The sequence below is a fragment of the Pseudomonas lalkuanensis genome (genome assembly GCF_008807375.1).
Lineage (GTDB): Bacteria > Pseudomonadota > Gammaproteobacteria > Pseudomonadales > Pseudomonadaceae > Metapseudomonas > Metapseudomonas lalkuanensis.
In genome coordinates this window covers 456,936-480,241 of record NZ_CP043311.1, presented here as the reverse complement: position 1 = coordinate 480,241, position 23,306 = coordinate 456,936, and the positions used below count along the sequence as shown (strand labels likewise).

21 protein-coding genes are annotated in these 23,306 nt (G+C 65.8%); 4 read left to right on the top strand and 17 right to left on the bottom strand.

Going from position 1 to position 23,306, the window contains the following annotated elements; all coding sequences use genetic code 11:
- Positions 1 to 18 precede the first annotated feature (18 nt).
- Together FXN65_RS02210 and FXN65_RS02205 are read left to right on the top strand one after the other, a co-directional pair.
- Positions 19 to 969, top strand: a complete 951-nt coding sequence (locus FXN65_RS02210) for a Vgb family protein (RefSeq protein ID WP_151131459.1) — start codon at positions 19 to 21, stop codon at positions 967 to 969.
- Positions 970 to 1,146: 177 nt separating this feature from the next.
- Positions 1,147 to 1,770 carry a glutathione S-transferase family protein gene (locus FXN65_RS02205; RefSeq protein ID WP_151131458.1) on the top strand — a complete coding sequence of 208 codons (624 nt, stop codon included), beginning with the start codon at positions 1,147 to 1,149 and terminating at the stop codon, positions 1,768 to 1,770.
- Positions 1,771 to 1,868: 98 nt separating this feature from the next.
- On the opposite strand, the gene FXN65_RS02200 is transcribed toward FXN65_RS02205, so the two are convergent.
- The 6 genes from FXN65_RS02200 to rloA2 form a co-directional block, all read right to left on the bottom strand.
- The gene (locus FXN65_RS02200) at positions 1,869 to 2,186 is read right to left on the bottom strand and encodes a hypothetical protein (RefSeq protein WP_151131457.1); all 318 of its coding nucleotides are present in this window, start codon (positions 2,184 to 2,186) and stop codon (positions 1,869 to 1,871) included.
- A gap of 12 nt (positions 2,187 to 2,198) precedes the next feature.
- Positions 2,199 to 3,548 carry a cell envelope integrity protein CreD gene (gene creD, locus FXN65_RS02195; protein ID WP_151131456.1) on the bottom strand — a complete coding sequence of 450 codons (1,350 nt, stop codon included), beginning with the start codon at positions 3,546 to 3,548 and terminating at the stop codon, positions 2,199 to 2,201.
- A 120-nt stretch (positions 3,549 to 3,668) separates the two neighbouring features.
- Positions 3,669 to 4,103 carry a CBS domain-containing protein gene (locus FXN65_RS02190; RefSeq protein ID WP_151131455.1) on the bottom strand — a complete coding sequence of 145 codons (435 nt, stop codon included), beginning with the start codon at positions 4,101 to 4,103 and terminating at the stop codon, positions 3,669 to 3,671.
- Positions 4,104 to 4,289: 186 nt separating this feature from the next.
- Entirely contained in the window at positions 4,290 to 5,720 is a 1,431-nt protein-coding gene (gene creC, locus FXN65_RS02185; protein WP_151131454.1) for a two-component system sensor histidine kinase CreC, read from the bottom strand.
- The gene (creB, locus tag FXN65_RS02180) at positions 5,720 to 6,406 is read right to left on the bottom strand and encodes a two-component system response regulator CreB (protein ID WP_151131453.1); all 687 of its coding nucleotides are present in this window, start codon (positions 6,404 to 6,406) and stop codon (positions 5,720 to 5,722) included. The genes creC and creB overlap by 1 nt, the downstream gene beginning before the upstream one ends.
- A gap of 58 nt (positions 6,407 to 6,464) precedes the next feature.
- A complete protein-coding gene (gene rloA2 / locus FXN65_RS02175) occupies positions 6,465 to 6,977 on the bottom strand; it encodes a retropepsin-like aspartic peptidase RloA2 (protein WP_151131452.1) in 513 nt (170 codons plus the stop codon).
- A 190-nt stretch (positions 6,978 to 7,167) separates the two neighbouring features.
- Between rloA2 and FXN65_RS02170 the strand changes: the two genes are divergently transcribed.
- Complete coding sequence (locus FXN65_RS02170) at positions 7,168 to 8,061, top strand: acyltransferase (RefSeq protein ID WP_151131451.1); 894 nt, start codon at positions 7,168 to 7,170, stop codon at positions 8,059 to 8,061.
- Between the two features lie 22 nt (positions 8,062 to 8,083).
- On the opposite strand, the gene FXN65_RS02165 is transcribed toward FXN65_RS02170, so the two are convergent.
- The 8 genes from FXN65_RS02165 to glyA all read right to left on the bottom strand — a co-directional run bounded on the left by FXN65_RS02165 (position 8,084) and on the right by glyA (position 17,939).
- The gene (locus tag FXN65_RS02165) at positions 8,084 to 8,716 is read right to left on the bottom strand and encodes a DUF2780 domain-containing protein (RefSeq protein WP_151131450.1); all 633 of its coding nucleotides are present in this window, start codon (positions 8,714 to 8,716) and stop codon (positions 8,084 to 8,086) included.
- Between the two features lie 353 nt (positions 8,717 to 9,069).
- Positions 9,070 to 10,269 (bottom strand): formaldehyde dehydrogenase, glutathione-independent, encoded by a 1,200-nt coding sequence (fdhA, locus tag FXN65_RS02160; RefSeq protein ID WP_151131449.1) that lies wholly within the window; start codon positions 10,267 to 10,269, stop codon positions 9,070 to 9,072.
- 183 nt (positions 10,270 to 10,452) lie between these two features.
- Positions 10,453 to 11,316 carry a formyltetrahydrofolate deformylase gene (gene purU / locus FXN65_RS02155; RefSeq protein ID WP_151131448.1) on the bottom strand — a complete coding sequence of 288 codons (864 nt, stop codon included), beginning with the start codon at positions 11,314 to 11,316 and terminating at the stop codon, positions 10,453 to 10,455.
- Positions 11,317 to 11,445: 129 nt separating this feature from the next.
- Positions 11,446 to 12,075 carry a sarcosine oxidase subunit gamma gene (locus FXN65_RS02150; protein ID WP_151131447.1) on the bottom strand — a complete coding sequence of 210 codons (630 nt, stop codon included), beginning with the start codon at positions 12,073 to 12,075 and terminating at the stop codon, positions 11,446 to 11,448.
- Complete coding sequence (locus FXN65_RS02145) at positions 12,068 to 15,085, bottom strand: sarcosine oxidase subunit alpha (RefSeq protein ID WP_151131446.1); 3,018 nt, start codon at positions 15,083 to 15,085, stop codon at positions 12,068 to 12,070. Before FXN65_RS02145 ends, FXN65_RS02150 begins: the two co-directional genes overlap by 8 nt.
- Positions 15,082 to 15,408, bottom strand: coding sequence for a sarcosine oxidase subunit delta (locus FXN65_RS02140; RefSeq protein ID WP_044871165.1), 327 nt, complete (start codon positions 15,406 to 15,408; stop codon positions 15,082 to 15,084). Before FXN65_RS02140 ends, FXN65_RS02145 begins: the two co-directional genes overlap by 4 nt.
- A gap of 11 nt (positions 15,409 to 15,419) precedes the next feature.
- Positions 15,420 to 16,670, bottom strand: coding sequence for a sarcosine oxidase subunit beta (locus tag FXN65_RS02135; RefSeq protein WP_151131445.1), 1,251 nt, complete (start codon positions 16,668 to 16,670; stop codon positions 15,420 to 15,422).
- Positions 16,671 to 16,685: 15 nt separating this feature from the next.
- Entirely contained in the window at positions 16,686 to 17,939 is a 1,254-nt protein-coding gene (gene glyA, locus FXN65_RS02130; RefSeq protein ID WP_151131444.1) for a serine hydroxymethyltransferase, read from the bottom strand.
- 380 nt (positions 17,940 to 18,319) lie between these two features.
- Here glyA and FXN65_RS02125 point away from each other — a divergent pair, with 380 nt between their 5' ends.
- Positions 18,320 to 19,339, top strand: coding sequence for a GlxA family transcriptional regulator (locus FXN65_RS02125; RefSeq protein WP_244620705.1), 1,020 nt, complete (start codon positions 18,320 to 18,322; stop codon positions 19,337 to 19,339).
- A gap of 145 nt (positions 19,340 to 19,484) precedes the next feature.
- Here FXN65_RS02125 and FXN65_RS02120 read toward each other — a convergent pair whose 3' ends face one another.
- From FXN65_RS02120 to FXN65_RS02110, 3 genes are all read right to left on the bottom strand, one after another.
- Positions 19,485 to 20,879 carry a purine-cytosine permease family protein gene (locus FXN65_RS02120; RefSeq protein WP_151131443.1) on the bottom strand — a complete coding sequence of 465 codons (1,395 nt, stop codon included), beginning with the start codon at positions 20,877 to 20,879 and terminating at the stop codon, positions 19,485 to 19,487.
- A gap of 87 nt (positions 20,880 to 20,966) precedes the next feature.
- Positions 20,967 to 21,749 carry a creatininase gene (locus tag FXN65_RS02115; RefSeq protein WP_151131442.1) on the bottom strand — a complete coding sequence of 261 codons (783 nt, stop codon included), beginning with the start codon at positions 21,747 to 21,749 and terminating at the stop codon, positions 20,967 to 20,969.
- A gap of 115 nt (positions 21,750 to 21,864) precedes the next feature.
- Positions 21,865 to 23,208, bottom strand: coding sequence for an MFS transporter (locus FXN65_RS02110; protein ID WP_151131441.1), 1,344 nt, complete (start codon positions 23,206 to 23,208; stop codon positions 21,865 to 21,867).
- Positions 23,209 to 23,306: the final 98 nt, after the last annotated feature.

The following is a 23,306-nucleotide window of genomic DNA, read 5'->3' as shown; positions in this document are numbered from 1 at the left end:
GGACACGGAGGCCTTCCCATGATCCGCCCCCTCGCCCTCGCCCTGTGCGCAACCCTGCTTTGCGGGACGGCCACTGCGGCGGATGTCACCTACTACCCGGTCCCCGTCGGCACCGGCCCGCGCGACGTGGCGCCGGCCACCGACGGGCGCGTCTGGTTCACCGCGCAACGCCAGGGGGCGGTCGGGCTGCTCGACCCGCTCACCGGCCAGAGCCAGCTGGTGCCCCTGGGCATCGGCTCCTCGCCCCGCGCCCTGGTGGTGGACCAGGAAGGCGCCGCCTGGATTACCGACCCCGGCCTGGATGCGCTGGTGCGGGTCGACCCTGTGGATCTGGCGGTCAGTACCTTCCCCGTCAAGGGCTCGGCGGCCGACATCGAACTCGAAGGCCTGGCCCAGGATCGCAATGGCGACCTGTGGTTTACCGGCAAGCGCGGGTTCTATGGCCGCTTCAAACCCGCCGACCGCAGCATGGATGTCTGGCCGGCGCCGGGAGGCCCCGGTCCCGGCGGCATCACGGTGACACCCAACGGCGAGGTCTGGTACTCCAACGAGCCGGCCCGCCACATCGGCCGCATCGATCCCGACACCGGCCAGGCCAAGCTGGTGGATCTGCCAGAGGACAGTGCCGGCCCGCGCCTGATCTGGAGCGACTCGCGCGGCACCCTCTGGGTCAGCGAAGCAGCCGGCGGGCGCCTGAGCCGCTTCGATCCGCTGGGCGAAGCCTGGAACAGCTGGAGCATCCCCGGCAGCAACGCCGACGCCCATGCGCTCTATGTCGATGAGCAGGAGCGGGTCTGGCTGAGCGATTTCAGCGCCAATGCCATCCTCCGCTTCAACCCGTTCAGCCGCCTGTTCGCCAGCTTCCCCAGTGATCGCCCCGGCGCCCGGGTGACCCAACTGGCCGGTCGTACCGGGGAAGTCTGGGGCGCGGAATCGGCACAGGACCGATTGGTGATGATCAAGTACTGATCCTGGGGGAGCGAATTCATTCGCGAAAGTCTGGCGCAGCGCCTCCATCGACCAACGCAGGACAGCCCTGCGGGGCGCTTCGCGATTGAAATCGCTCCTGCAAGAGCCACATGCCCGGCGGCAATCCAATGCGGTATAAATGCGCAATTGACCCGCTGTAGACGCCGAGGATCCCGCATGAGCGCCAGCCTGACCCTGTTCTTCTCCCCCACGTCCCCCTACGTCCGCAAGGTCATGGTGCTGCTCCACGAAACCGGCCAGCTCGGCATGGTCAACCTGCACGGCGTGACCCTCACCCCGGTGAACCCCAACGCCGATGTGAACGAGCACAACCCCGCCGGCAAGATCCCGGCGCTGCAGCTGGCCGACAGCAGCGTGCTGCACGACAGCCGGGTGATCCTCGACTACTTCGACCACCAGCACGGCGGCGAACCGCTGATCCCCCGCGACGGCCCGGAACGCTGGCGGCGACTGACCCTGGCCTCGCTTGCGGACGCGGTAACCGATGCCGCCATCCTGGTGCGCTACGAAACCTTCCTGCGTCCCGAGGACAAGCGCTGGGACGACTGGGTCCTGGGCCAATGCAGCAAGATCGACCGCGCGCTGGCGGCCTTCGAAGACGCCGCCGGCGAACTGGATGAGCGTTTCGACGTCGCCGCCATCAGCGCCGCCTGCGCCCTGGGCTACCTGGACTTCCGCATGCCCGACCTCAACTGGCGCCGCGACTGCCCGAAGCTGGCCGCCTGGTATTCAACTGTCAGCCAGCGCCCGTCGCTGGTGGCCACGGCGCCTGTCCACTGAAATCTCCCGCGGTCGGGGCAGGCAGGCGCTGAACAGCCTGTCCAGCTCCGCCGCCAGCTTCACCGCCCTTTCCTGATCCTCGCGCAGCCCCAGCAACCTCATTCCACACCTCCCGCGTGCCGGTACCAGAGGCGGAAGAATCCCGCCGCCAGCACCAGCGCGCCCTGGCCCAGGGCCGCGCAGAGTTCGAGGAAGGAACGCACCGCCGGGTTGTGCGCGGCGTCCACTACACCGGTCAGGCCCTGCCAGAACCCGGCCGGTAGCAGCCACAGGGCCAGGCCCGCCAACGGCTTGCCGGTGAACAGCCAGAGGTCGATGAAACCGAAGGCGCCGGCGAACATCATCGTCCCCAGCACCAGCGCCGAAATCACCAGGCCAAGCAGGAAGCAGCCGCCGAATCGCATCAGTACGCGCATGGCCGGCCCGCCTCAGTTGCCGCTGGCCGGCTGGGTGCGGCCGACGCCGTACCAGTCCAGCTTGCGAGTCAGCACCATCACGCAGGCGAGCAGGCCGAACACCAGCAGCGAGCCCATCAGCAGGGCGTAATCCTCGGCGCTGAGCAGGCCGTAGAGCATGCCGTAGAGCGCCGCCAGCCCCAGGGTGAACCCACCGCCGCGCAGCCAGCTGTGCAACACATGGCTGACGTAGAACCCCACCAGCGCCACGCACGCCGACGCCGAGATGAGATAGGCCAGGGCGAACTCCAGATGCTCGGACAGCGACAGCAGCAGCAGGTAGAAGAACGCCAGGGCGAGCCCCACCAGGCCGTACTGCACCGGGTGCACGGCCAGGCGCTTGAGCACTTCCACGAGGAAGAAGCCGGCGAAGGTCAGGGCCACGAACAGCAGGGCGTATTTGATCGCGCGGTCGGTCTTCAGGTACTGGTCCACCGGGTCGGAAAAGCTCACGCCGAAGTCCCGTGAATTGAACGGATCGCACTGGGCCTCGCCCACGCATTCGGCCAGGGCCTCCTGCAGGTTGGTGGCGAAGAAACTGGTCTGCCAGGTAGCGGAGAAACCCTGGGCGCTGATGCTGCGCTCGCTGGGGAGGAATTCGCCGATGAAGCTCGGGTGCGGCCAGGACGAACTCAACTCCACTCGCGAATCGCGCCCCACCGGGGTCACGCTGAGGGACGAGGTGCCCTGCAGCTTGAGGTCGAAGCCGAAGTCCAGGCTCTGCACGATCCCGGCCTGCATCGACGCCAGCGGTACGTGCACGCCACCCGGCAGCATGCGGTCGCCACTGCCGGGCTGGAAGTCCAGGGTCTGGCCGTTCAGGCGCAGCTTGAGCGCGTTGCCGATGCCGCGGATGTCGCTGATGCCCACCGTCAGGAAAGGCGCCTCGAAGCGATAGTCAGCCAGGTTCTCGTCGATACCGTAGTTGGCCGGCACCAGGATCTGCCCGCTGACCTGGCTGTCGCTCTTGTACAGCCGCGCCTTGTAGATACCCCGCGCTCGCACTTCGGTGTCCACGTTGCCGGCGAGGTCGAAGCGCTCCGGCAGGAAGTAGAGCCGGCCACTCACTTCGCGCTCTTCCATATGGCGCTGGCCGGTCTGCTCGTAGGTCTTCCACTCGCGCACCGTGCGCTTGTAAGGCACCACCAGGATCGGTCCGGTGATGCGCTGGCTGTAGCTGGAACTTTGGGCGATGTTGATCAGCACGCTGTTGCGCGCGGCCTGGCGTTCGCTGATCAGGCCGTCGATCAGCGTCAGCGGGATCATCAACAGCAGTATCAGCAGGGCGATGGTGCCCAGCTTGAATCCGAGGGTACGGGTCATGGCAACTCTCCTTGTGTCGGGATAGGGAGAGTCTGGCGAGCGCGCGAGGCGGGCTTATGGGGACTGTGTGGAGAGTGTGTGGGGAAAGCGAGGAGGACGCTTTTCCTGTCACCCGCAGCGTTACGCCCCGCGAATGTACTGCTCCAGATGCTGGATCAGGCTTTCCTGTTCGGCGGTGATGTCGCGTACCAGGTCACGGATGGAGAGCAGCCCCACCAGCTTGCCGTCATCGAGCACCGGCAGGTGGCGCAGGTTCTTCTCGGTCATCAGTTGCATGCAGTACTGGTTACTGTCGCGCGGGGTCACCACGAAGAGGTTGGAGGTCATCACCTCTTCGATGGTGGTGGCATAGGCCGAACGCTCCAGGGCGGCCACGCGGCGCACGAAATCGCGTTCGGTGACGATGCCGACCAGCTCGCCACCCTGCAGCACCACCAGCGCGCCGATGTCCTTCTCGGCCATCAGCAGGGCGGCTTCCAGCACGGTGGTCGTCGGTTCGACACTGAACAACCGGGTATGGGACTTGGCTCTGAGAATCTCGGCGACGCTTTTCATCCGGCAGCTCCTGAAGGGCCTGTGGTTCTTGTAGTCCAAGCACGGCGCAGTGCAAGACGGCCGCATCAAGAATCAAGCCAAAACCTGGTTACAGGGAGGCGACGCCCGTCGAAAGTCGGGCCGCCGTTCTGTTCAATTTATAGTCGAAGGCCGATGCCGCCAGCGTCAGCAGGCGGCGAGCGCATATCAATCCGCGACAGCAGGAAGTCGCAGACAGGCTTCCACGCCGCCGGCGCGGTTGGCGACACGCAGTTCGCCGCCGTGCAGCCCGGCGACTTCCTGCACGAAATTGAGGCCGAGACCCGTACTCTTGCGCCCCGTTGCAGGGCGCGGCAGGGAATAGAAGCGCTCGGTCAGGCGCGGCAGGGCGAACTCGGGGATCGCGTCGCCCTGGTTGAATACCCTCAGCTCCAGCCAGTCGCCAAGGCGCTCTGCGTCCAGCCGCAGCAGGCCGCCGGGCGGGGTGAAGTCCAGGGCGTTGTCCAGCAGGTTGGACAGGGCCTGGCTGAGCAGGAAGCGCTCACCGAGCGCGCACAATCCTGGTGCGATCCGGTTCTCCACCTCGAGGCCGGCCGACTCGATGCGCGCCGCCTGGGCCTGCAGCAGCTCCCCGGCCAGTTCATGCACGGGCACCGGAACCCGCTCTTCCAGCCCCTGGCGCTGCTCCACCCGGGCCAGGTTGAGCAGACGCTCGATCAACTGCTGCAAGCGCGCACCTTCGTTGCCGATGTTGGCCACGAAGCGCTGCCGCTGCTCGGCCGGCATCTCTCCTTCCAACAGCTCGGCGGCGCCCCGGATGGCCGCCAGCGGGCTCTTCAGCTCGTGGGTCAGGGTGTGCACGTAGCGTTCGACGTAGGCCTTGCCTTCCAGCTGGGTGCGCATGCGCTCCACCGCCGCCGCCAGTTGGCGCAGCTCTCCGCCGCTCATCCCCGGCAGCTCCGCACGCCGCCCCTCGCTCACCGCCTGGGCGTAATCGCGCAGGCGCCGCAGCGAGTGGCTGAGCCACCAGGAGAGCAAACCGCCCACCAGCAGGCCAAGCCCGATCAGGCCGGCGCCGAGCCAGGCCAGGCGCGCCTGCGAGCGTTCGATATAGGGCTGCAATGAGGCGTTGGGCTTGGCGACCGACACGACACCGATGATCCGCTCGCCATCGCGAATGGGCGCGGCGACATACATCACCGAGGAATCCGGATCTTCCGGCGTCTCGCGGGTGGAGCGGGCGCCGTACTGACCGAGCAGGGTCAGGTAGACATCGTTCCAGCGGGAATAGTCCTGGCCAACCGCCGCGCCGCTGGAGTCCAGCAGCACCATGCCGTTGGCATCGGTGACGTAGATGCGGTGGTTCACCTGGGTCTTGCGCACACCCCAGATATCCGCACCGGGCCGGCGCTGGCCGTAGGCGCGCAGCACCTCGGGCAGGCGCCCCTGGTCGAGGGTGCCGGCACGCACGTCGTCACGCAGGAGTTCGGCCAGCAGGTTGGCGGTGTCCACCAGGGTTTCCTCGGTGGACTGGCGTACGCCGGGACGGATCTCATCCATCACCGTGCTCAGCACGAACCAGCCGGAAAGCCCGACGAAGAGGAAATAGACCAGGAAAAGGCGAACGCCCAGTGGCATCAGGCGTGGTCCGGCGAGTAGCTGTAACCCAGGCCGCGATGGGTCTGGATGGGTTCGGCGGAGGGCGCCACCTGGCGCAGCTTGGCGCGCAGGCTCTTGATGTGGCTGTCGATGTTGCGCTCGTAGCCGGCGTCGGCGGCCACCCCCAGGGCATCCAGCAACTGCTCGCGGCTGAATACCCGCTCGGGCTGCGCCAGCAGGGTCTGGAGCAGGCGGAATTCGTGGCGGGTCAGCCCCAGGGGCTGGCCCTGGTAATGGATGCGCACGCGCTCGGCATCCACCTGGAACGGCCCATCGGTGGCGGGCACCGGAGCCGCAGAGCGAGGCGCCGTGCGCTTGAGGATGGCGCGTACCCGTGCGGCGACTTCGCGCGGGCTGAAGGGTTTCACCACATAGTCGTCGGCGCCAATCTCCAGCCCCACCACGCGGTCGATCTCGGCATTGCGCGCGGTGAGGAAGAGCACCGGCACCTCGGAAAAGCGCCGCAGTGCCTTGCACAGTTCGAAACCGCTGGTATCCGGCAGGCCGACGTCGAGGATCACCAGATCCACCGGCTGCTGGCGCAACAGCTCCAGCGCCGGACCACCGAGGCTCAGCCAGGTGGTGGCGTTGCCATCGGCCTCGAGGGCGTAGATCAGCGTGTCGGCGATGGACGATTCATCTTCGACGATGAGGATGTGCGGCATGGGCGTCCCGGCTCATGGAGTTGACCGCGAACTTGCCGCAAGACGCCCATAGCGTCAATCAACACTGCGGCTTGCCGGCGGTGAACTTGCGCCCCGGATAGACCGCCGCCTTGAACTCACGCAGGGCCTTGGCGCCGATCAGCAGCGGGTAGTTGAAGCTGGATCGGTCGGTGAGGTTGACCTCCACCGTGCGCTTCTCGCCGCCCAGGCACATCTCCATGTCCACTACCGGACGCTTGGAAATCTCCGCCGTGGGTGCTTCGTCCTCTTCACCGAGTTCGTCCGCGCGGTTCTTGATCTTGCTGATGCGCGACACGCGATGTTCGAACACCGTGTCATCGGCATCCTTGGTCGCCAGGCGGAAGCGCACCCATTCCTCGCCGTCGCGCTCGAAGCGCTCGATGTCCTTGGCGGACAGGGAGGCGGTCAGGGCGCCGGTATCCATCTTGGCCTTCATGGTCTGGCCGATCTCCGGCAGGCGGATGTACTCGTAACGGCCGTAAAGCGTGGGTTCCTTGGCGGCGAAAGCAGGCAGCGCCACCAGGGCCAGCAGGGCAATCAGGGGTTTCAACGCAGCATCTCCTGGTTGAGGGGTACGGTTGTGGGACTGGCGCGACGGCCAATGGTTCGTCGCGGCTGATCCAGCGAGTGCCCGCAGCATACTCGCCCCCCTGCCGGTAGCAAGGCTCCCGACCGCTCGTCGCGCCGGCAGTGACTGCGTATCATGGCCCGCACTCACGTGGACAAGGAGCCAAGGACCCATGCAGGCATTGCTGACCGGAATCGCCACCACGCTGCTGCTCTTGCTCAACACCCTGATCCTGATCGGCCCGATGCTGGCCATCGCCCTGCTCAAGCTCATCCTGCCGGGCCAGCGCCTGCGCGACGCCTGCTCCCGTGGCGTGATGTGGATCGCCGAAGCCTGGGCGGAGAACTGCAAGCGCGTTTTCGCCGTGTTCACCCCAACCCGCTGGGACATCCGCGGTGGCGACGGGCTACGCAACGACACGTCCTACCTGGTCATCAGCAACCACCAGTCCTGGGTGGACATTCCCGCCCTGGTCCAGGCCTTCAACCGCAAGGCGCCCTACTTCAAGTTCTTCCTCAAGAAGGAGCTGATCTGGGTGCCCTTCCTCGGCCTGGCGTTCTGGGCCCTGGATTACCCCTTCATGAAGCGCTACAGCAAGGCCTTCCTGGACAAGCACCCGGAAATGAAGGGCAAGGACCTGGAGATCACCAGGGCCGCCTGCGAGAAGTTCAAGCGCATGCCGGTGACCGTGGTGAACTACCTCGAAGGCACCCGCTTCACCCCGGTCAAGCACGCCAACCAGGGCTCGCCCTATCGTCACCTGCTGAAACCCAAGGCCGGCGGCGTCGCCTTCGTCCTTGCGGCCCTCGGCCAGCAACTGGACGCCATCCTCGACGTCACCCTGGTCTATCCGGGCCAGGGCGTGCCCGGCTTCTGGGCGCTGCTGTCCGGCCAGGTACCGCAGGTGATCGTGGATATCCAGACGCGCCCGCTGGACCCGGCCCTGTGGCAGGGCGACTACGAAAACGACGGGGAATTCCGCCAGTACGTGCAGGCCTGGGTGAGCGACCTCTGGCAGGAAAAGGACGCACGCATCAGCGAGCTGCGTGCGCAATCGCAGGGGTAGGCGCGCGGCCTACCCTCGCGGCTCAGGTCGACAGACCGTTCACCGGTACTGCCTGCCCGGCCGGAACGGCCGGCGTGGCGGGCACTTGCGGTGTCGTCCACTTCCACAGGTTGCCGAGGTTCTGCAGCAGGGATTCAGCCAGCCCCTGCTGGCCGAGGAAGGACAGGATCAGCGGGGCGAACTGGCCGATCAGGCCGCTATCCATCCCCAGCGAACCAAAGGCCTGGCTCACGTCCGTCATATTGTTCATCTGCTGCCCGGCGAGCACGCCAGGCTGACCGCCCAGCGCGTTGCCCGGCTGCTGGCCGAGCAGGCCGCCGATACTGCTGAGCAGACCCTGGGTATTGGGATCGGTGAGCATGCCCACGCCCGGCACCGCCTGGTCCAGTTGGGCGAACTGATCGGCCGGCAGGTTGTTGCGCGCCAGGCCGAACAACGCGGTGAGGCCGCCCAGGGCCTGTTCCGGCGTGACGTCCAACTGGTTACCCAACTGCCCCAGCAAGGCCGCCGATTCCGCAGGTGCGATACCCGGCGCCTGTTCCTGATGGCCGCTCGTGGCAGCGGCGGCGACGACATCGCCCAGGGAAACGGCGAATACCGGGCTGGCGGCCAGGCTGAGCAAGGCGGCCAGGGTCAGGCTTCGGGGAATATGCATAGGTCGACCTCGACGAAGAATCCGCGCCGGAACACTGCGTACCGGCTGGTGAGCGCAAACTCGACCATCTGACTGCGGCGAAGGCGGCGGTGTTCCCGGCATTTTGTCGGCTGGTTGGCAAATCCTGTGGGACAGAAATCCGCACGTGCGATCCGCCCCCTCACCGCCGGCCCCCGCTCAGCGCCGCGGCCGGATTGCTCCGCAATCTGGCGTTCAGGGGAACAGGGGGCGGTGCCAACAAAGCGTTCCCCTTCACCCCAGCGGGAGAGGGGAGAAAAAAAGGGACCCCGAAGGGTCCCTTGAGGGACAGACGCCACGGCTGTCACATCACGGCGTCGGGGTCTTGCAGTCGATCAGGCCGCGCTGAAGGTCTTGTGCGGGTCGATGACGAATTTCTTCGGTACGCCGGCATCGAACTCGCCATAGCCACGCGGTGCGTCGTCCAGGCTGATGACCTGCACGCCCACCACTTCGGCGATGTTGATGCGGTCCCACATGATCGCCTGCATGAGTGCGCGGTTGTACTTCATCACCGGGGTCTGGCCGGTGTGGAAGCTGTGGGATTTCGCCCAGCCGAGGCCGAAGCGGATGCTCAGGCTGCCGATCTTGGCGGCGGCATCCACCGCGCCCGGATCTTCGGTGACGTAGAGGCCGGGGATACCGATCTTGCCGGCCACGCGGGTGACCTGCATCAGCGAGTTGAGCACGGTGGCCGGAGCTTCGTGCTTGGCGCCTTCATGGCCGTGGCCGCGCGCTTCGAAGCCCACTGCGTCGACGGCGCAGTCCACTTCCGGCTCGCCCAGCAGCGCGGCGATCTGCTCGTGCAGCGGGGTGTCCAGCGACAGGTCGGCAATCTCGAAGCCCTGCGCCTTGGCGTGGGCCAGGCGGGCGGGGTTGAGGTCGCCGACGATGACCACGGCAGCACCCAGCAGGCGGGCGGAGGCGGCGGCGGCGAGGCCGACGGGACCTGCGCCGGCAACGTACACGGTGCTGCCCGGGCCCACACCAGCGGTGACCGCGCCGTGGTAGCCGGTGGGCAGGATGTCGGAGAGGCAGGTCAGGTCACGGATCTTCTCCATGGCCTTGTCGCGCTCCGGCAGCTTGAGCAGGTTGAAGTCAGCGTAAGGAACGAGCACGTACTCGGCCTGGCCGCCGGTCCAGTCGCCCATGTCGACATAGCCGTAGGCGCCGCCGGCACGGGCCGGGTTGACGGTCAGGCACACGCCGGTGTGCATTTCCTTGCAGGAACGGCAGCGGCCGCAGGCCACGTTGAACGGTACGGATACCAGGTCGCCGATCTGCAGGTTTTCCACGTCACGGCCTTTCTCGATCACCTCACCGGTGATCTCGTGGCCGAGCACCAGGCCGACCTGCGCGGTGGTACGGCCACGCACCATGTGCTGGTCCGAGCCGCAGATGTTGGTGGAGACCACCTTCAGGATCACCCCGTGTTCGATCTTCTTGCCGCGAGGGTCCTGCATCTTCGGGTAGTCGATCTTCTGCACTTCGACTTTGCCCGCACCGAGATAAACGACACCACGATTACCAGACATGCGTAATTCTCCGTTGTTGTTGTGAACACAAAGGCGCGGCTACTGGCCACGCGGCCTTGCACTGGAGCTTGCATCTGTTGCCGGGAGCCGCTGGTGGAACCTGGCAGTGCGGCTTCCGTGAAAATTGGGTGCGCCGTGCGCACCAATGGGTCCGGAAGGTGCGCACGGCGCACCCTCGGGGGTTCAGGCGTTGAGCACCACCGTGCGGTTGGCGTTGAGGAAAACGCGCCGCTCGATGTGATAGCCGACGGCCTTGGCCAGGGTCAGGCACTCGATGTCGCGGCCCTTGGCGACCAGGTCTTCGGGATAGTGGGCGTGGTCCACCGGCTCGACGCCCTGGGTGATGATCGGACCTTCGTCGAGGTCGTTATTGATGTAATGCGCCGTCGCCCCCACCAGCTTCACGCCCTTCTGGTAGGCCTGGTGGTAGGGCTTGGCCCCCTTGAAGCCGGGCAGCAGCGAGTGGTGGATGTTGATCGCCCAGCCATCGAGCTTCTTGCACAGCTCGGGCGAGAGCACCTGCATGTAGCGGGCGAGGACCACCAGTTCGGCACCGGTCTGCTCGATCACCTGCATCACGCGGCGTTCCTGGGCCGGCTTGTCGTTGGGATCGAGGGGGAAGTGGTGGTAGGGAATCCCGTGCCAGCGGGCAAGGGGCTCAAGGTCCGGATGGTTGGAAACCACGGCCACCACGTCCATTTCCAGTTGGCCGATGCGCTGGCGGTAGAGCAGGTCGTTCAGGCAGTGGTCGGCCTTGGACACCATAATCACCACCTTGGCGCGGTAGCCCGGCGGGGTCAGCTCCACCTGCATGTCGAAGGGCGCCAGGCGCTCGTCCAGGCCAGCCCGGAAGGCCTGTTCGTCGAAGCCATCCGGCTGGCGGAATTCGACACGGATGAAGAAGCGCGAAGACAGCCGGTCATCGAACGAATGGTGCTCGGTGACGTAGCAGCGCTGCTCGAAGAGAAAGCGCGTCACCGCATCCACGGTACCGAGCACGCTCGGGCATTGGGTGGTGAGAATCCAGGTATCGGGGGTGCGGCTCATCTCGATCTCCAACGGCGCGACAACGTAGGTTGGTGCTGAGCTTGCGAAACCCAACAAGGAGCGCGCAGCGCTCCCTGAAGTCCATCCGGGGCTCCGCTCGGCACCAACCCAAGAAGAGCCCCGTGCGGGTCAGGCTTTGACCGCCAGCCCGTACTCCGCGCTGGCGTCCTGCAGCCACAGCCAGATGTAGTCGGAGAAGCTGCGGCGGATCAGCAGTTCCCAGGTGTCTTCGCCGGTGTGGCGGATCACCGCGCCGGCCTTGCCGAAGGTGGTACCGACGGCCTTGCCCACCGGGAAGTTGCTGGGGTGCACGTCGTACGGCGTGGACTTCATCAGCACGTCGCGGACGTGGGGTCCGGAGAGCTCGACCAGGGTCTGGCCGCCGCTGACGTTGACCACGGAGATGTGCTGGCCATCCAGCGCCTTGCGCAGGCGCTGTTCGGTCTCGAACTCCTGGCCGCTCGGCACGATCAGCAGCCACTCATCCGGGCCCAGCCACTGCAGCGAGGTATCGCCGTTGGCCACCAGGGTCAGGGCCACCGGCAGCTCCAGGCCGAGGGCGCTGTGCACGCCGCCGGAGAAGGCCGGGTCCTTGGCGTCACCACGGATCACCAGGTGGCCGAGGAGCTTCTTCTCGCGCAGGACCACGCCTGCGCTGCTCTTGCCCTTGCGCGCCAGCTCGTCGAGGCCGGCGTGGTACAGCGGCGACTCGGCATGGGCGGCATCAGGGCGCTGTTTGTAGACGTTCACGTTAGACATTCTGGCGATCCCCTTTCGGGTCATAGAACACGGAGCTGCAGATTTCGGCTTCGATCACGCTGCCATCGGCCAGCGGTGCGAACACACGCTCACCCATGCGCTTCAAGCCGCCCTTGACCACCGCCATGGCGAAGGAATACCCCATGGTCGCGCTCATGTAGCTGGAGGTGACGTGGCCGACCATCTTCATCGGGATGGACTGCTTCGGATCGAACACCAGCTGGGCGCCTTCCGGCAGCACCTTGTTCGGGTCGATGGGTTTCAGGCCCACCAGTTGCTTGCGGTCTTCACGCAGGCAGTCTTCGCGGTTCATGCCGCGCCAGCCGATCCAGGAGAAGGCCTTGTTGCGGCCGACGCACCAGCCCATGTTCAGGTCGTCCGGGGTCACCGAGCCGTCGGTGTCCTGACCGACGATGATGAAGCCCTTCTCGGCCCGCAGTACGTGCATGGTTTCGGTGCCGTACGGGGTCAGGTTGTACTTCTTGCCGGCCTCGACGACCTTCTCCCACACGCCCAGGGCGTAGTCGGCCTGCACGTTCACTTCGTAGGAAAGCTCACCGGTGAAGGAGATCCGGAACACGCGAGCCGGTACGCCACCCACCAGGCCTTCCTTCCAGGTCATGAAGGGGAAGGCGTCCTTGTCCAGGTCGATGTCGGTGACCTCGGCCAGCAGCTTGCGGCTGTTGGGGCCGGACAGGGTCATGGTGGCCCAGTGGTCGGTGACCGAGGTGAAGTACACCTTCAGCTCCGGCCATTCGGTCTGGTGGTAGATCTCCAGCCATTCCATCACCCGGGCGGCACCGCCGGTGGTGGTGGTCATGATGAAGTGGTTCTCGCCGACGCAGGCGGTCACGCCGTCGTCGAAGACCATGCCGTCTTCCTTGCACATCAGGCCGTAGCGGGCCTTGCCCACGTCCAGCTTGGTCCAGGCGTTGGAGTAGACGCGGTTGAGGAACTCGCGCGCATCCGGGCCCTGGATGTCGATCTTGCCGAGGGTCGAGGCGTCGAGGATGCCCACGCTGTCACGCACGGCCTTGCATTCGCGGGCCACGGCGGCATGCATGTCTTCGCCGCGCTTGGGGAAGTACCACGGGCGCTTCCACTGGCCGACGTCCTCGAATTCCGCGCCCTGCTCCAGGTGCCAGCGGTGCATGGCGGTGTAGCGCTTGGGCTCGAACAGGTGGCCGCAGTGACGGCCCGCCACGGCGCCGAAGGTCACCGGGGTGTAGTTCGGGCGGAACATGGTGGTGCCCATCTCGGAGATGCTGATACCCATCGAACGGGCGGCGATGGCCAGGCCGTTGATGTTGCCCAGCTTGCCCTGGTCGGTACCGAAGCCCAGCGCGGTGTAGCGCTTGACGTGCTCGACCGACTCGAAGCCCTCGCGGGTGGCCAGCTCGATACCGGCGGAAGTGACGTCGTTCTGCAGGTCGACGAACTGCTTCGGCGCACGGGAAGTGGACTTGTCGTGGGGCACCTGGAACAGCGCCACCGAGGCTTCTTCCTTGCGCTTCTCGGTCTTCGGCAGGGTGCCTTCGACCTTCTTGAAGCCGGCTTCTGCAGCGGCCTTGGCGCCCGCCTCGAAACCGTCGGCCAGGGCGTCGCCCAGACCGAACACGCCATTCACGGCACCGGCGCAGATGCGCTTCTGGAAGCCTTCGCCGGGCACGAAGGCAAGGATGTCTTCACGCCAGATCGGCTTGCCGCCCAGGTGGGACGCCAGGTGCACCACCGGGCTGTAGCCGCCGGAGCTGACGATCAGGTCGCAATCCACCACTTCGCCGGGGCTGGTGACCTTGTGGCTCTTCAGGTCGATGGCGCAGATGCGGGCGCCAGTGACGCGCTTGCTGCCACGGGCCTCGACCACGGCGCTGCCGGTGAGGATGCGCACGCCACGGGCGCGGGCCTCTTCCACCCAGGCACCACGCGGGTTGCTGCGGGCATCGGCCACAGCCACTACTTTCTGGCCGGCGTCCAGCCAGTCCAGCACCACGCGGTAGGCGTAATCGTTGTTGGTGGACAGCACCAGCTGGCGACCCGGCGCCACGCCGTAGCGGTTCACGTAGGTGGAGACGGCGCCGGCGAGCATGTTGCCCGGCACGTCGTTGTTCGAATACACCAGCGGACGCTCGTGGGCGCCGGCGGCCAGCACCACGCGCTTGGCGCGGACGCGATGGACGCGGTGACGGGCCTGGCCATGGGGCGCAACTTCGCCCAGGTGGTCGGTCAGGCGCTGGTGGATGGTGAGGAAATTGTGGTCGTGATAGCCGTTCACGGTGGAGCGCGGCAGCAGGGTCACTTCCGGCAGTTTCTCCAGCTCGGCGATGGCCTTGGCCACCCACTCGGCAGCAGGCTTGCCGTCCAGGGTCTCGCGGGTATCCAGCAGGCTGCCACCGAACTCTTCCTGCTCGTCGGCGAGGATCACACGGGCGCCGCTACGGCCGGCGGCCAGGGCAGCGGCGATACCGGCAGGGCCGGCGCCGACCACCAGTACGTCGCAGTACTGGTTCATGTGGTCGTAGATGTCCGGGTCGACTTCCAGGGGGGCACGACCGAGGCCGGCGGCCTTGCGGATGTACTTCTCGTAGGTCAGCCACAGGTTCTGCGGATACATGAAGGTCTTGTAGTAGAACCCGGGCGGCATCATGCCGCCGCCGACCTTGCCGAGGATGCCCATGACATCGTTTTTCACGTTCGGCCAGCCGTTGGTGCTGTTGGCCACCAGGCCCGCGTACAGCGCCTGCTGGGTGGCACGCACGTTGGGCACCTGGGAGGCTTCGGTGGAACCGATCTGCAGCACGGCGTTGGGCTCTTCCGCACCAGCGGCGACGATGCCGCGCGGACGGGAGTACTTGAAGCTGCGGCCAACGATGTCGACGCCGTTGGCCAGCAGGGCCGCGGCCAGGGTGTCGCCGGCATAGCCCTGATAGTTCTCGCCGTTGAAGGTGAAGGTCAGCGATTGGCTGCGATCGACGCGGCCACCCTTGGGAAGACGGTTGACCTGGCTCATGCCGTTACTCCTGCGGTCGCGGCTTTCTTCTCGCCGACGTTGGCCTCGGTGACAGTGGGTTTCTCACCGATCTTGTAGGTTTCAAGGATTTCGTAGCTCACGGTGTGGCGCGTGGCGTTGAAATACTTGCGGCAGCCGGCGGAGTGCACCCACAGCTCGTGGTGGATGCCGCGCGGGTTGTCGCGGAAGAAGATGTAGTCGCCCCACTCCTCGTCGGTGCAGGCGTTCGGATCCAGGGGGCGCGGGATGTGCGCCTGGCCCTTGGCGTGGAATTCCTCTTCGGAGCGCAGCTCGCCACAGTAGGGGCAGAAAATGTGCAGCATGGCGATTCTCCTTAGTGAGCCACGGCAGCGGCGCCGTGCTCGTCGATCAGTGCGCCGGTATGGAAACGGTCGATGGAGAAGGGCTTGGCCAGCGGGTGCATCTCGCCACGCGCCAGGCTCGCCGCGAAGACGTGGCCCGAGCCCGGAGTGGCCTTGAAGCCGCCAGTGCCCCAGCCGCAGTTGAAGAACAGGTTCTTCACCGGGGTCTTGGAGATGATCGGGCAGGCGTCCGGGGTGGTATCCACGATGCCGCCCCACTGACGGTTCATGCGCACGCGGGAGAGGATCGGGAACATCTCCACGATGGCTTGCAGGGTGTGCTCGATGGTCCCGTAGGAGCCGCGCTGGCCGTAGCCGTTGTAGCCGTCGATACCGGCACCGATGACCAGGTCGCCCTTGTCGGACTGGCTGATGTAGCCGTGCACGGCGTTGGACATGATCACGCTGTGGATGATCGGCTTGATCGGTTCGGACACCAGGGCCTGCAGCGGGTGGGATTCCAGCGGCAGACGGAAACCGGCCTGCTTGGCCATGTGGCCGGAGTTACCGGCGGTGACCACGCCAACGCGCTTGGCGCCGATGAAGCCGCGATTGGTTTCGACACCGATCACCGCGCCATCCTGCTTGCGGAAACCGATTACTTCGGTGTTCTGCAGCAGGTCGACGCCCAGGGCGTCGGCGGCACGGGCGTAGCCCCAGGCTACGGCGTCGTGGCGGGCCACGCCCCCACGGCGCTGAACGGTGGAACCCATGATCGGGTAACGGGTGCTCTTGCTGCAGTCGAGGAAGGGAATCTCCTCGGCTACCTGGCGCGCATCCAGCAGTTCGCCATCCACGCCGTTCAGGCGGTTGGCGTTGACCCGGCGAGCCGAGTCACGCATGTCCTGCAGGGTGTGGCAGAGGTTGTAGACGCCACGCTGGGAGAACATCACGTTGTAGTTCAGGTCCTGGGACAGGCCTTCCCACAGTTTCATGGCGTGCTCGTACAGCTGCGCCGCCTCGTCCCACAGGTAGTTGGAGCGGACGATGGTGGTGTTGCGCGCGGTGTTGCCGCCGCCCAGCCAGCCCTTCTCCACCACCGCGACGTTCTTCACGCCGAATTCCTTGGCCAGGTAGTAGGCGGTGGCCAGGCCGTGGCCGCCACCACCGACGATGATCACGTCATAGACCGGCTTCGGCGTCGGGTTGCGCCACATGCGTTGCCAGTTCTCGTGGTGGCTCAGGGAGTGCTTGAACAGACCGAAGCCGGAATAACGTTGCATGTTCGGACTCCTGGATTAGCGGTAGACGGGGAAGTCGGCGCAGAGGCCGGCGACCTGCTTGGCCACCTGGGCTTCCACGTCGGCATCGCCGAGATGGTCGAGGATGTCGCAGATCCAGCCGGCCAGCTCGGTGCTCTGGGCTTCCTTGAAGCCACGGCTGGTGATGGCCGGGGTGCCGATGCGCACGCCCGAGGTCACGAAGGGCGACTGCGGGTCGTTCGGCACGGCGTTCTTGTTCACGGTGATGCCGGCGCGGCCGAGGGCGGCGTCGGCTTCCTTGCCGGTCTTGCCCTGCTTGATCAGGCTGACCAGGAACAGGTGGTTGTCGGTGCCGCCGGAGACCACGTCGTAGCCGCGCTTGATGAATACGCCGGCCATGGCCTGGGCGTTCTTGATCACCTGGGCCTGGTACTCCTTGAAGCCGGGCTCCAGCGCTTCCTTGAAGCACACGGCCTTGGCGGCGATCACGTGCATCAGCGGGCCGCCCTGGGCGCCGGGGAAGACGGCGGCGTTCAGCTTCTTCTCGATTTCTTCGTTCTTGCGCGCCAGGATCAGGCCGCCACGGGGACCGCGCAGGGTCTTGTGGGTGGTGGTGGTGACCACGTCGGCGTAGGGCAGCGGGTTCGGGTACAGGCCAGCGGCGACCAGGCCGGCGACGTGGGCCATGTCGACGAACAGCAGCGCCCCCACCTTGTCGGCGATGGCACGGAAGCGCGGGAAGTCGAGGGTCTTGGAGTAGGCGGAGAAGCCGGCGACGATCATCTTCGGCTTGTGCTCGACGGCCAGGCGCTCGACTTCGTCGTAGTCGATCAGGCCGGTGGCGGTGTCCAGGCCGTACTGCACGGCGTTATAGAGCTTGCCGGAGGACGACACCTTGGCGCCGTGGGTCAGGTGGCCGCCGTGGGCCAGGCTCATGCCGAGGATGGTGTCACCGGCATTCAGCAGGGCCAGGTAGACGGCGCTGTTGGCCTGGGAGCCGGAGTGCGGCTGGACGTTGGCGTAGTCGGCGCCGAACAGCTGCTTGGCGCGGTCGATGGCCAGCTGCTCGACCTTGTCGACGAACTCGCAGCCACCGTAGTAGCGCTTGCCCGGGTAGCCTTCGGCGTACTTGTTGGTCAGGCCGCTGCCCTGGGCTTCCATCACGCGCTTGCTGGTGTAGTTTTCCGAGGCGATCAGCTCGATGTGGTCTTCCTGACGGTGCTCTTCTTCCTGCATCGCGCTGAACAGTTCGTCGTCGTAACCCTGGATCTGGTCTTGCTTGCTGAACATCGGTGATCTCCTGCGACAACCCGCTGTCGTCTCTGTTGTTTTGGGGGCTTGGCGCCTGCCGCTGCAATACGGTCGGTGCCAGCCTGTTGCGGCCGATTGTGCGAGTTAGTCCGACACCCCGTTTGCCTGTTTGCGACGTGTAAATGCCCAAACTTGCCCAGGCAGCGACGGAAAAGTGTTCGATTACCGAAGACCTCTCCGCCAGCCCCCGGATATCGCGCAGGTACGCCGCTGATGCAGGCCTGGAATGGGTGTAAGCTGGACCCCGGCGCAGGGCCGCTCCCGCGCTGCAGAACAATAAAAAGACAGAACTGCATTTCGACTCCTGCCTCACCCGCCAATACCCAAAAACGACAGTCGATGCAGTGGAGGAAGAACCCATGGCTGTTGCGAACCTTGCGGCGCCGCCCGTCGACGAAATCCAGGTCCAGTCCCGGACGAATGCAGTGAAGACCTTCGGTTTCCTGCTGATTCCCAACTTCACCACCATCGGCTTCGCCTCGGCGATCGAGACCCTGCGCATGGCCAACCTGGCCGCCAAGCGCACGCTGTTCCGCACCCTGCTGATCGCCGCCGACCGCGAACCGGTGCAAGCCAGCAATGGCATGCGGGTGGTCCCCGACCACAGCCTCGACGACGCGCCCGCACTGGACGCGCTGTTCGTCGTCGGTTCCAACCCCATGCCGGCCCGCTATGACCGCCGCCTGCTCAACTGGGTGCGCAAGCTGTCCCAGCACGACGTGGCGCTGGGCGGCATCTGCACCGGCAGCCACCTGCTGGCCAGTGCCGAGCTGCTCAAGGGCTACCGCTGCACGGTGCACTGGGAAGACATAGAGCAGGTCAAGGACAAGTTCCCCGGCATCGTCATTTCCAACCAGCTGTTCGAGCTGGATCGCGACCGCTACACCTGCTCCGGCGGCACCGCATCCATGGACATGACCCTGCAACTGATCGCCCGCGAGCCCGACGGCGTGGAGATCGCCACCCGCGCCGCCGAACTGCTGCTCTGCGACCGCATGCGCGGCGCCCGCGAGCAGCAGCGCGTTCCGCTGCGACAGAAGCTCGGCCACGCCCAGCCGAAGCTGAGCCAGATCGTCGCGATCATGGAAGCCAACCTGGAGGAACCGCTGGAGCTGGAAGAACTGGCGCAGCTCAACGAAGTGTCGGTGCGCCAGCTGGAACGGCTGTTCCACAAGTACCTGGACCGCACCCCCAGCCAGTACTACCTGGAACTGCGCCTGAACCGCGCCCGCGACCTGCTGCTGCGCAGCGAGTCCCAGGTCCGCGATATCGCCCTGGCCTGCGGCTTCGCCTCGCCGGCGCATTTCTCCAAGTGCTACAGCCGCTTCTTCGGCCATTCGCCGCGCGGGGAGCGCAAGCAGAGTCCGTTGCACGCCTGAGTTCTGACATGGCGCCGCTCTTCTATGGGCCTGCTTCTGTGGGGGCGAATTCATTCGCCCCCACAAGAAAGCGGAACCCGCTCGCCGGAAACAAAAACGCCGCCCTCCTCTCGGGGGCGGCGTTTTCTATTCACGACCTTCTGAATCAGGCGTCCCGCTCGACACCTCCGCTCAGCACCACCACCGGCTTCTTCGCCAACAACCAGTAAACGACGCCGGACACCAGGATCGACGGGAAGCTCGCGGTGATCTGCTCGGCGACATCCTTGAACACATGGGCCAGTACGAAGTAGACGGCGAAGCCCACCACCAGCGAGGCGATCCCGGCCATGTTCCAGCCATTGCTGCCGTAGTAGGCGCCACCGGCTTCGGAGAACAGGTCACGGTCGGACAGGCGTTTGCCGCGCACGCAGAAGTAGTCCACCAGGATGATGGTCCAGAGCGGAATGAAGATGCCGCCGATCACCCCGAGGAAGGCTTCGAAGTAGTGCAGGAAGGAATCGAAGGCCATGGGCACGAAGCACAGCACCAGTTGCAGCACGACGATGATCGCCAGCGCCTTCTTCGGCGTGAGGCCCTTGAAGGCGCCGAGCAGGCCCATGCCCGAGCCGTAGAGCACGGTCACGTTGGTACTCACGGTGGCGAAGATCAGCACCAGGAACGACACCATGCCCAGGCCGAGGGTCGCCAGGGTGGAGCTGGGGTCGGAGTTGTTCGGGTCGACGAAGCCGCTCTGCAAGGCCACACCGATGGCCCCGATGGCACCGATCACCATGAACCAGCCCTGGCCGACATTGAGCCCCAGCCAGCTGCCCACGCTGGCCGCCGTGCCGGTCCTGGAGAAGCGCGAGAAGTCCGCCACCTGGGCCCAGGTCCAGGAGAAGCCGAAGGCCAGGTCGATGAAGAAGGCCACGCTGTGGCTCGGCGCCGCCACCTTGAACTCCATGATCTGCTTCAGCTCCCACTGCGACAGCACCACGTGGGTCACCCAGGCGCCCAGCACCAGCAACAAGATGCCGGCCACACGCTCCAGATAGCGGATCGCCTCATGCCCGAGGAAGGTGATCACGCCCTGGGCAATGGCGGTCAGCAGGATGCCGAAAACCATCGGCCAGGTGGAACCGGGTTGGCCGAACACCGGCCAGCCAAAGGCGGCTCCAAACACATGGCTGAGGGAAATGGCGGCGATGAAGCTGTTCACGCTGGGCCAGCCGATCAGCACCAGGAACTGCGCGACACCGGTCAGGCGCGAGCCCTTTGTGCCCAGCGCCGGGCGCGAAACCACGGCCGTGCTGGCGCCGTAGCGGTAGCCGATATAGGCCACCACCGCCCAGGGGATCATCATCAGCGGCAGCCAGAGCAGGCTGTATTGCAGGACGAAGACCATGCCCAGCGCGGCGGCCATGCCGCCAAAGAACCAGGAACCGGTGTTGATGCCGGAGCCGAACCAGGTCCAGACCGTGTCGACGAAGCCGTAGCTGCGCTCCTCGGGCTTGACCTGGCTGAGCCCGTACTCTTTGTGTGCGTCTGAATTGGACATAGCTGAAACTTCCTCGCGGACCGCCGCAGCGGTCCTTTGTTGTAGTTGTGAAGTCGCTTGTTCTGTTCGGGGTGACGCAATGTCGGGTCAGGCGCGCGGAAACTCCTGGCCGATGGCGTCGGCGATGCCCTGGACGCAGACCTCGAGGATCAGCTCGCCCTTCTCCCGGCTGGCGGTCTTCGCCGAGGACAGGGTGCCCGGCGCCGGGGTGCGCGCCGGGTCCACCGGGAACACGTCGTAGGGCGGGAAGGTCGCGGGCGGGTGATCGACGACGCGCTCCAGGTCCACCAGATCCGGATACAGGGCGAGCATCAGCGAGGTCTCGAAGACACCACCGTGCTCGATGTCCCAGCCGAGGAAGCCCTCGGGGTAGAGCCGCTGGATCACCGCCGGGTCCTTCACGAAATCCCAGTAGGAGAGCACCACCACCTTGAAGTCGTGGATGCCGGCGTAGCGCAGTTCACGCAGGGCGAGGTCGATGCCTTCGACGATGAACATCGAGTTCTCATAGTGGCCGTTCATCAGCACCAGACGGCGCACGCCGTGACGCGCCAGCTCGCGGATGATGTCCTGCACCGTGCCAGTGAGGGTGGCGCCGTCCAGGCTGGTGGTACCGGGGAAGTGGTTGCCTCCGCCGGACTTCTGCTGGGACTTGTAGCCGTATTGCAGGCCCGGCAGCACCAGCGCACCGATGCGCTCGGCGACCCGCTGGCACACCGCCGTGGGCAGCAGTACATCTACGTTCATGCACATGTGATGGCCATGCTGTTCCAGGGCACCGACCGGCAGCATCAGCACGCAGTCACCTGCCGCGACACGTGCCTCGTACTCTTTCCAGGTCAGCTCACCTACGAAAACACTCTTGCTCATCGAAATACTCCAGGAATCTTCGGCGCCAGGCGGACTTCCGCTCATGACATTGCATCAGAAGTGAATGGCTGGTTTTTGTACGAATCCGACCCGAAGTTGGCAGGATCGCCAGTGGTCACTCATCCGCCAGGGCGCGGTGCGCCGTCTCGCTGATGCAGAGCATCGCCAGCAGGGCCACGACCGCCGCCGCCACCAGCATCCAGGCAGGGGCGAGCTTGTCGCCGGTCTGGCTGATCAGCCAGGTGGCGATGAAGGGCGCGGTGCCGCCGAACAGGGCGTTGGCGGTGTTGAAGCTGAAGGCGAAGCCGCTGTAGCGCACCCGCGTCGGGAAGACCTCGGCCAGGAAGCACGGCAGCGTGCCGTCGTTCATCGCCAGCATCAGGCCGAAGGCGATCTGGATCAGCAGGATGAAGACGAAGCCCTGCCCTTCCAGCAGGCCGAACAGCGGCACCGTGAGCCCGAGGAACAGCAGCGACGCGGCGATCAGCATGGTCTTGCGACCGAAACGATCAGACAGCTTGCCCATCAGGAAGATGAAACCGATGTAGGTCGCCAGCGACACGGTGGACGCCAGGAACGAGTCGGTCTCGGTCATGCCCATCTCGGTGGAGAGGTAAGTCGGCATGTAGCTGAGGATCAGGTAGAAGGCCACCGCGTTGAGGCAGGTGACGCCAATGGCCACCAGCACTTTCTTGCGATGCACGCCCATCAACTCGCGGATCGGCACCTTGTGTTCGGCTTCCTTCCGCTCCATCGCCTGTTCCATCTCGCGGAACTTGGGCGTGTCCTGCAGGTGCAGGCGGATGTAGCGGCCGATCAGCCCCAGCGGCGCCGCGAGCAGGAAGGGAATGCGCCAACCCCAGCTGTGCAGTTGCTCGGTATCCAGCTGCGAATAGAGCAGCGCCGCGAACAGCGAACCGAACAACAGCCCCGCCGCCGTACTGGCCGGCACCAGGCAGGTATAGAAACCGCGCCGGTTGTCCGGGGCGTACTCGGCGAGGAAGGCCGCCGCGCCGGCGTATTCCCCCGAGGCGGAGAAGCCCTGCACCAGGCGGATCAGCAGGAGCAGCAGCGGCGCAAGCATGCCCACCTGGGCGTAGGTCGGCAGCAGCGCGATGCAGAAAGTGGCGCCGGACATGATGAGGATGGACAGGGACAGGGCGTTACGCCGGCCGTAACGGTCGCCGATATGGCCCCAGACGATGCCGCCAATGGGGCGGACGATGAAGGAAATGGCGAACACCGCGAAGGCCGCCAGCAGGCCGGTGGTCTTGTCAGTAGCGGGGAAGAACACCACCGCGATCACCGCGGCCAGGTAACCGTAGGCGGCGTAGTCGAACCACTCGACGAAATTGCCCATGAAGCTGGCGGTCGCCGCGCGGCGGAGGGTGCTGCGCTCGCTGCTGGCCATCTGGCTGCCGGCCTGGCCGTAGGCCAGGGACTGGTTGGAAAGGCTCATCGGGCACCCCCTTCACTGGGGAAATGCACCTGGATGCCTGGAGTATGGACGGGAGCGCCCCGGCCGTCGTTGCAGCACACTGAGTCGGCCGCTCCCCG

Bases quoted from the DNA above. Each gene is read 5' to 3' on its own strand.
- FXN65_RS02210 (WP_151131459.1), top strand. From the start codon at position 19: ATGATCCGCCCCCTCGCCCTCGCCCTGTGCGCAACCCTGCTTTGCGGG.
- FXN65_RS02205 (WP_151131458.1), top strand. From the start codon at position 1,147: ATGAGCGCCAGCCTGACCCTGTTCTTCTCCCCCACGTCCCCCTACGTC.
- FXN65_RS02200 (WP_151131457.1), bottom strand. From the start codon at position 2,186: ATGCGCGTACTGATGCGATTCGGCGGCTGCTTCCTGCTTGGCCTGGTG.
- creD (WP_151131456.1), bottom strand. From the start codon at position 3,548: ATGACCCGTACCCTCGGATTCAAGCTGGGCACCATCGCCCTGCTGATA.
- FXN65_RS02190 (WP_151131455.1), bottom strand. From the start codon at position 4,103: ATGAAAAGCGTCGCCGAGATTCTCAGAGCCAAGTCCCATACCCGGTTG.
- creC (WP_151131454.1), bottom strand. From the start codon at position 5,720: ATGCCACTGGGCGTTCGCCTTTTCCTGGTCTATTTCCTCTTCGTCGGG.
- creB (WP_151131453.1), bottom strand. From the start codon at position 6,406: ATGCCGCACATCCTCATCGTCGAAGATGAATCGTCCATCGCCGACACG.
- FXN65_RS02170 (WP_151131451.1), top strand. From the start codon at position 7,168: ATGCAGGCATTGCTGACCGGAATCGCCACCACGCTGCTGCTCTTGCTC.
- FXN65_RS02165 (WP_151131450.1), bottom strand. From the start codon at position 8,716: ATGCATATTCCCCGAAGCCTGACCCTGGCCGCCTTGCTCAGCCTGGCC.
- fdhA (WP_151131449.1), bottom strand. From the start codon at position 10,269: ATGTCTGGTAATCGTGGTGTCGTTTATCTCGGTGCGGGCAAAGTCGAA.
- purU (WP_151131448.1), bottom strand. From the start codon at position 11,316: ATGAGCCGCACCCCCGATACCTGGATTCTCACCACCCAATGCCCGAGC.
- FXN65_RS02150 (WP_151131447.1), bottom strand. From the start codon at position 12,075: ATGTCTAACGTGAACGTCTACAAACAGCGCCCTGATGCCGCCCATGCC.
- FXN65_RS02145 (WP_151131446.1), bottom strand. From the start codon at position 15,085: ATGAGCCAGGTCAACCGTCTTCCCAAGGGTGGCCGCGTCGATCGCAGC.
- FXN65_RS02140 (WP_044871165.1), bottom strand. From the start codon at position 15,408: ATGCTGCACATTTTCTGCCCCTACTGTGGCGAGCTGCGCTCCGAAGAG.
- FXN65_RS02135 (WP_151131445.1), bottom strand. From the start codon at position 16,670: ATGCAACGTTATTCCGGCTTCGGTCTGTTCAAGCACTCCCTGAGCCAC.
- glyA (WP_151131444.1), bottom strand. From the start codon at position 17,939: ATGTTCAGCAAGCAAGACCAGATCCAGGGTTACGACGACGAACTGTTC.
- FXN65_RS02125 (WP_244620705.1), top strand. From the start codon at position 18,320: ATGGCTGTTGCGAACCTTGCGGCGCCGCCCGTCGACGAAATCCAGGTC.
- FXN65_RS02120 (WP_151131443.1), bottom strand. From the start codon at position 20,879: ATGTCCAATTCAGACGCACACAAAGAGTACGGGCTCAGCCAGGTCAAG.
- FXN65_RS02115 (WP_151131442.1), bottom strand. From the start codon at position 21,749: ATGAGCAAGAGTGTTTTCGTAGGTGAGCTGACCTGGAAAGAGTACGAG.
- FXN65_RS02110 (WP_151131441.1), bottom strand. From the start codon at position 23,208: ATGAGCCTTTCCAACCAGTCCCTGGCCTACGGCCAGGCCGGCAGCCAG.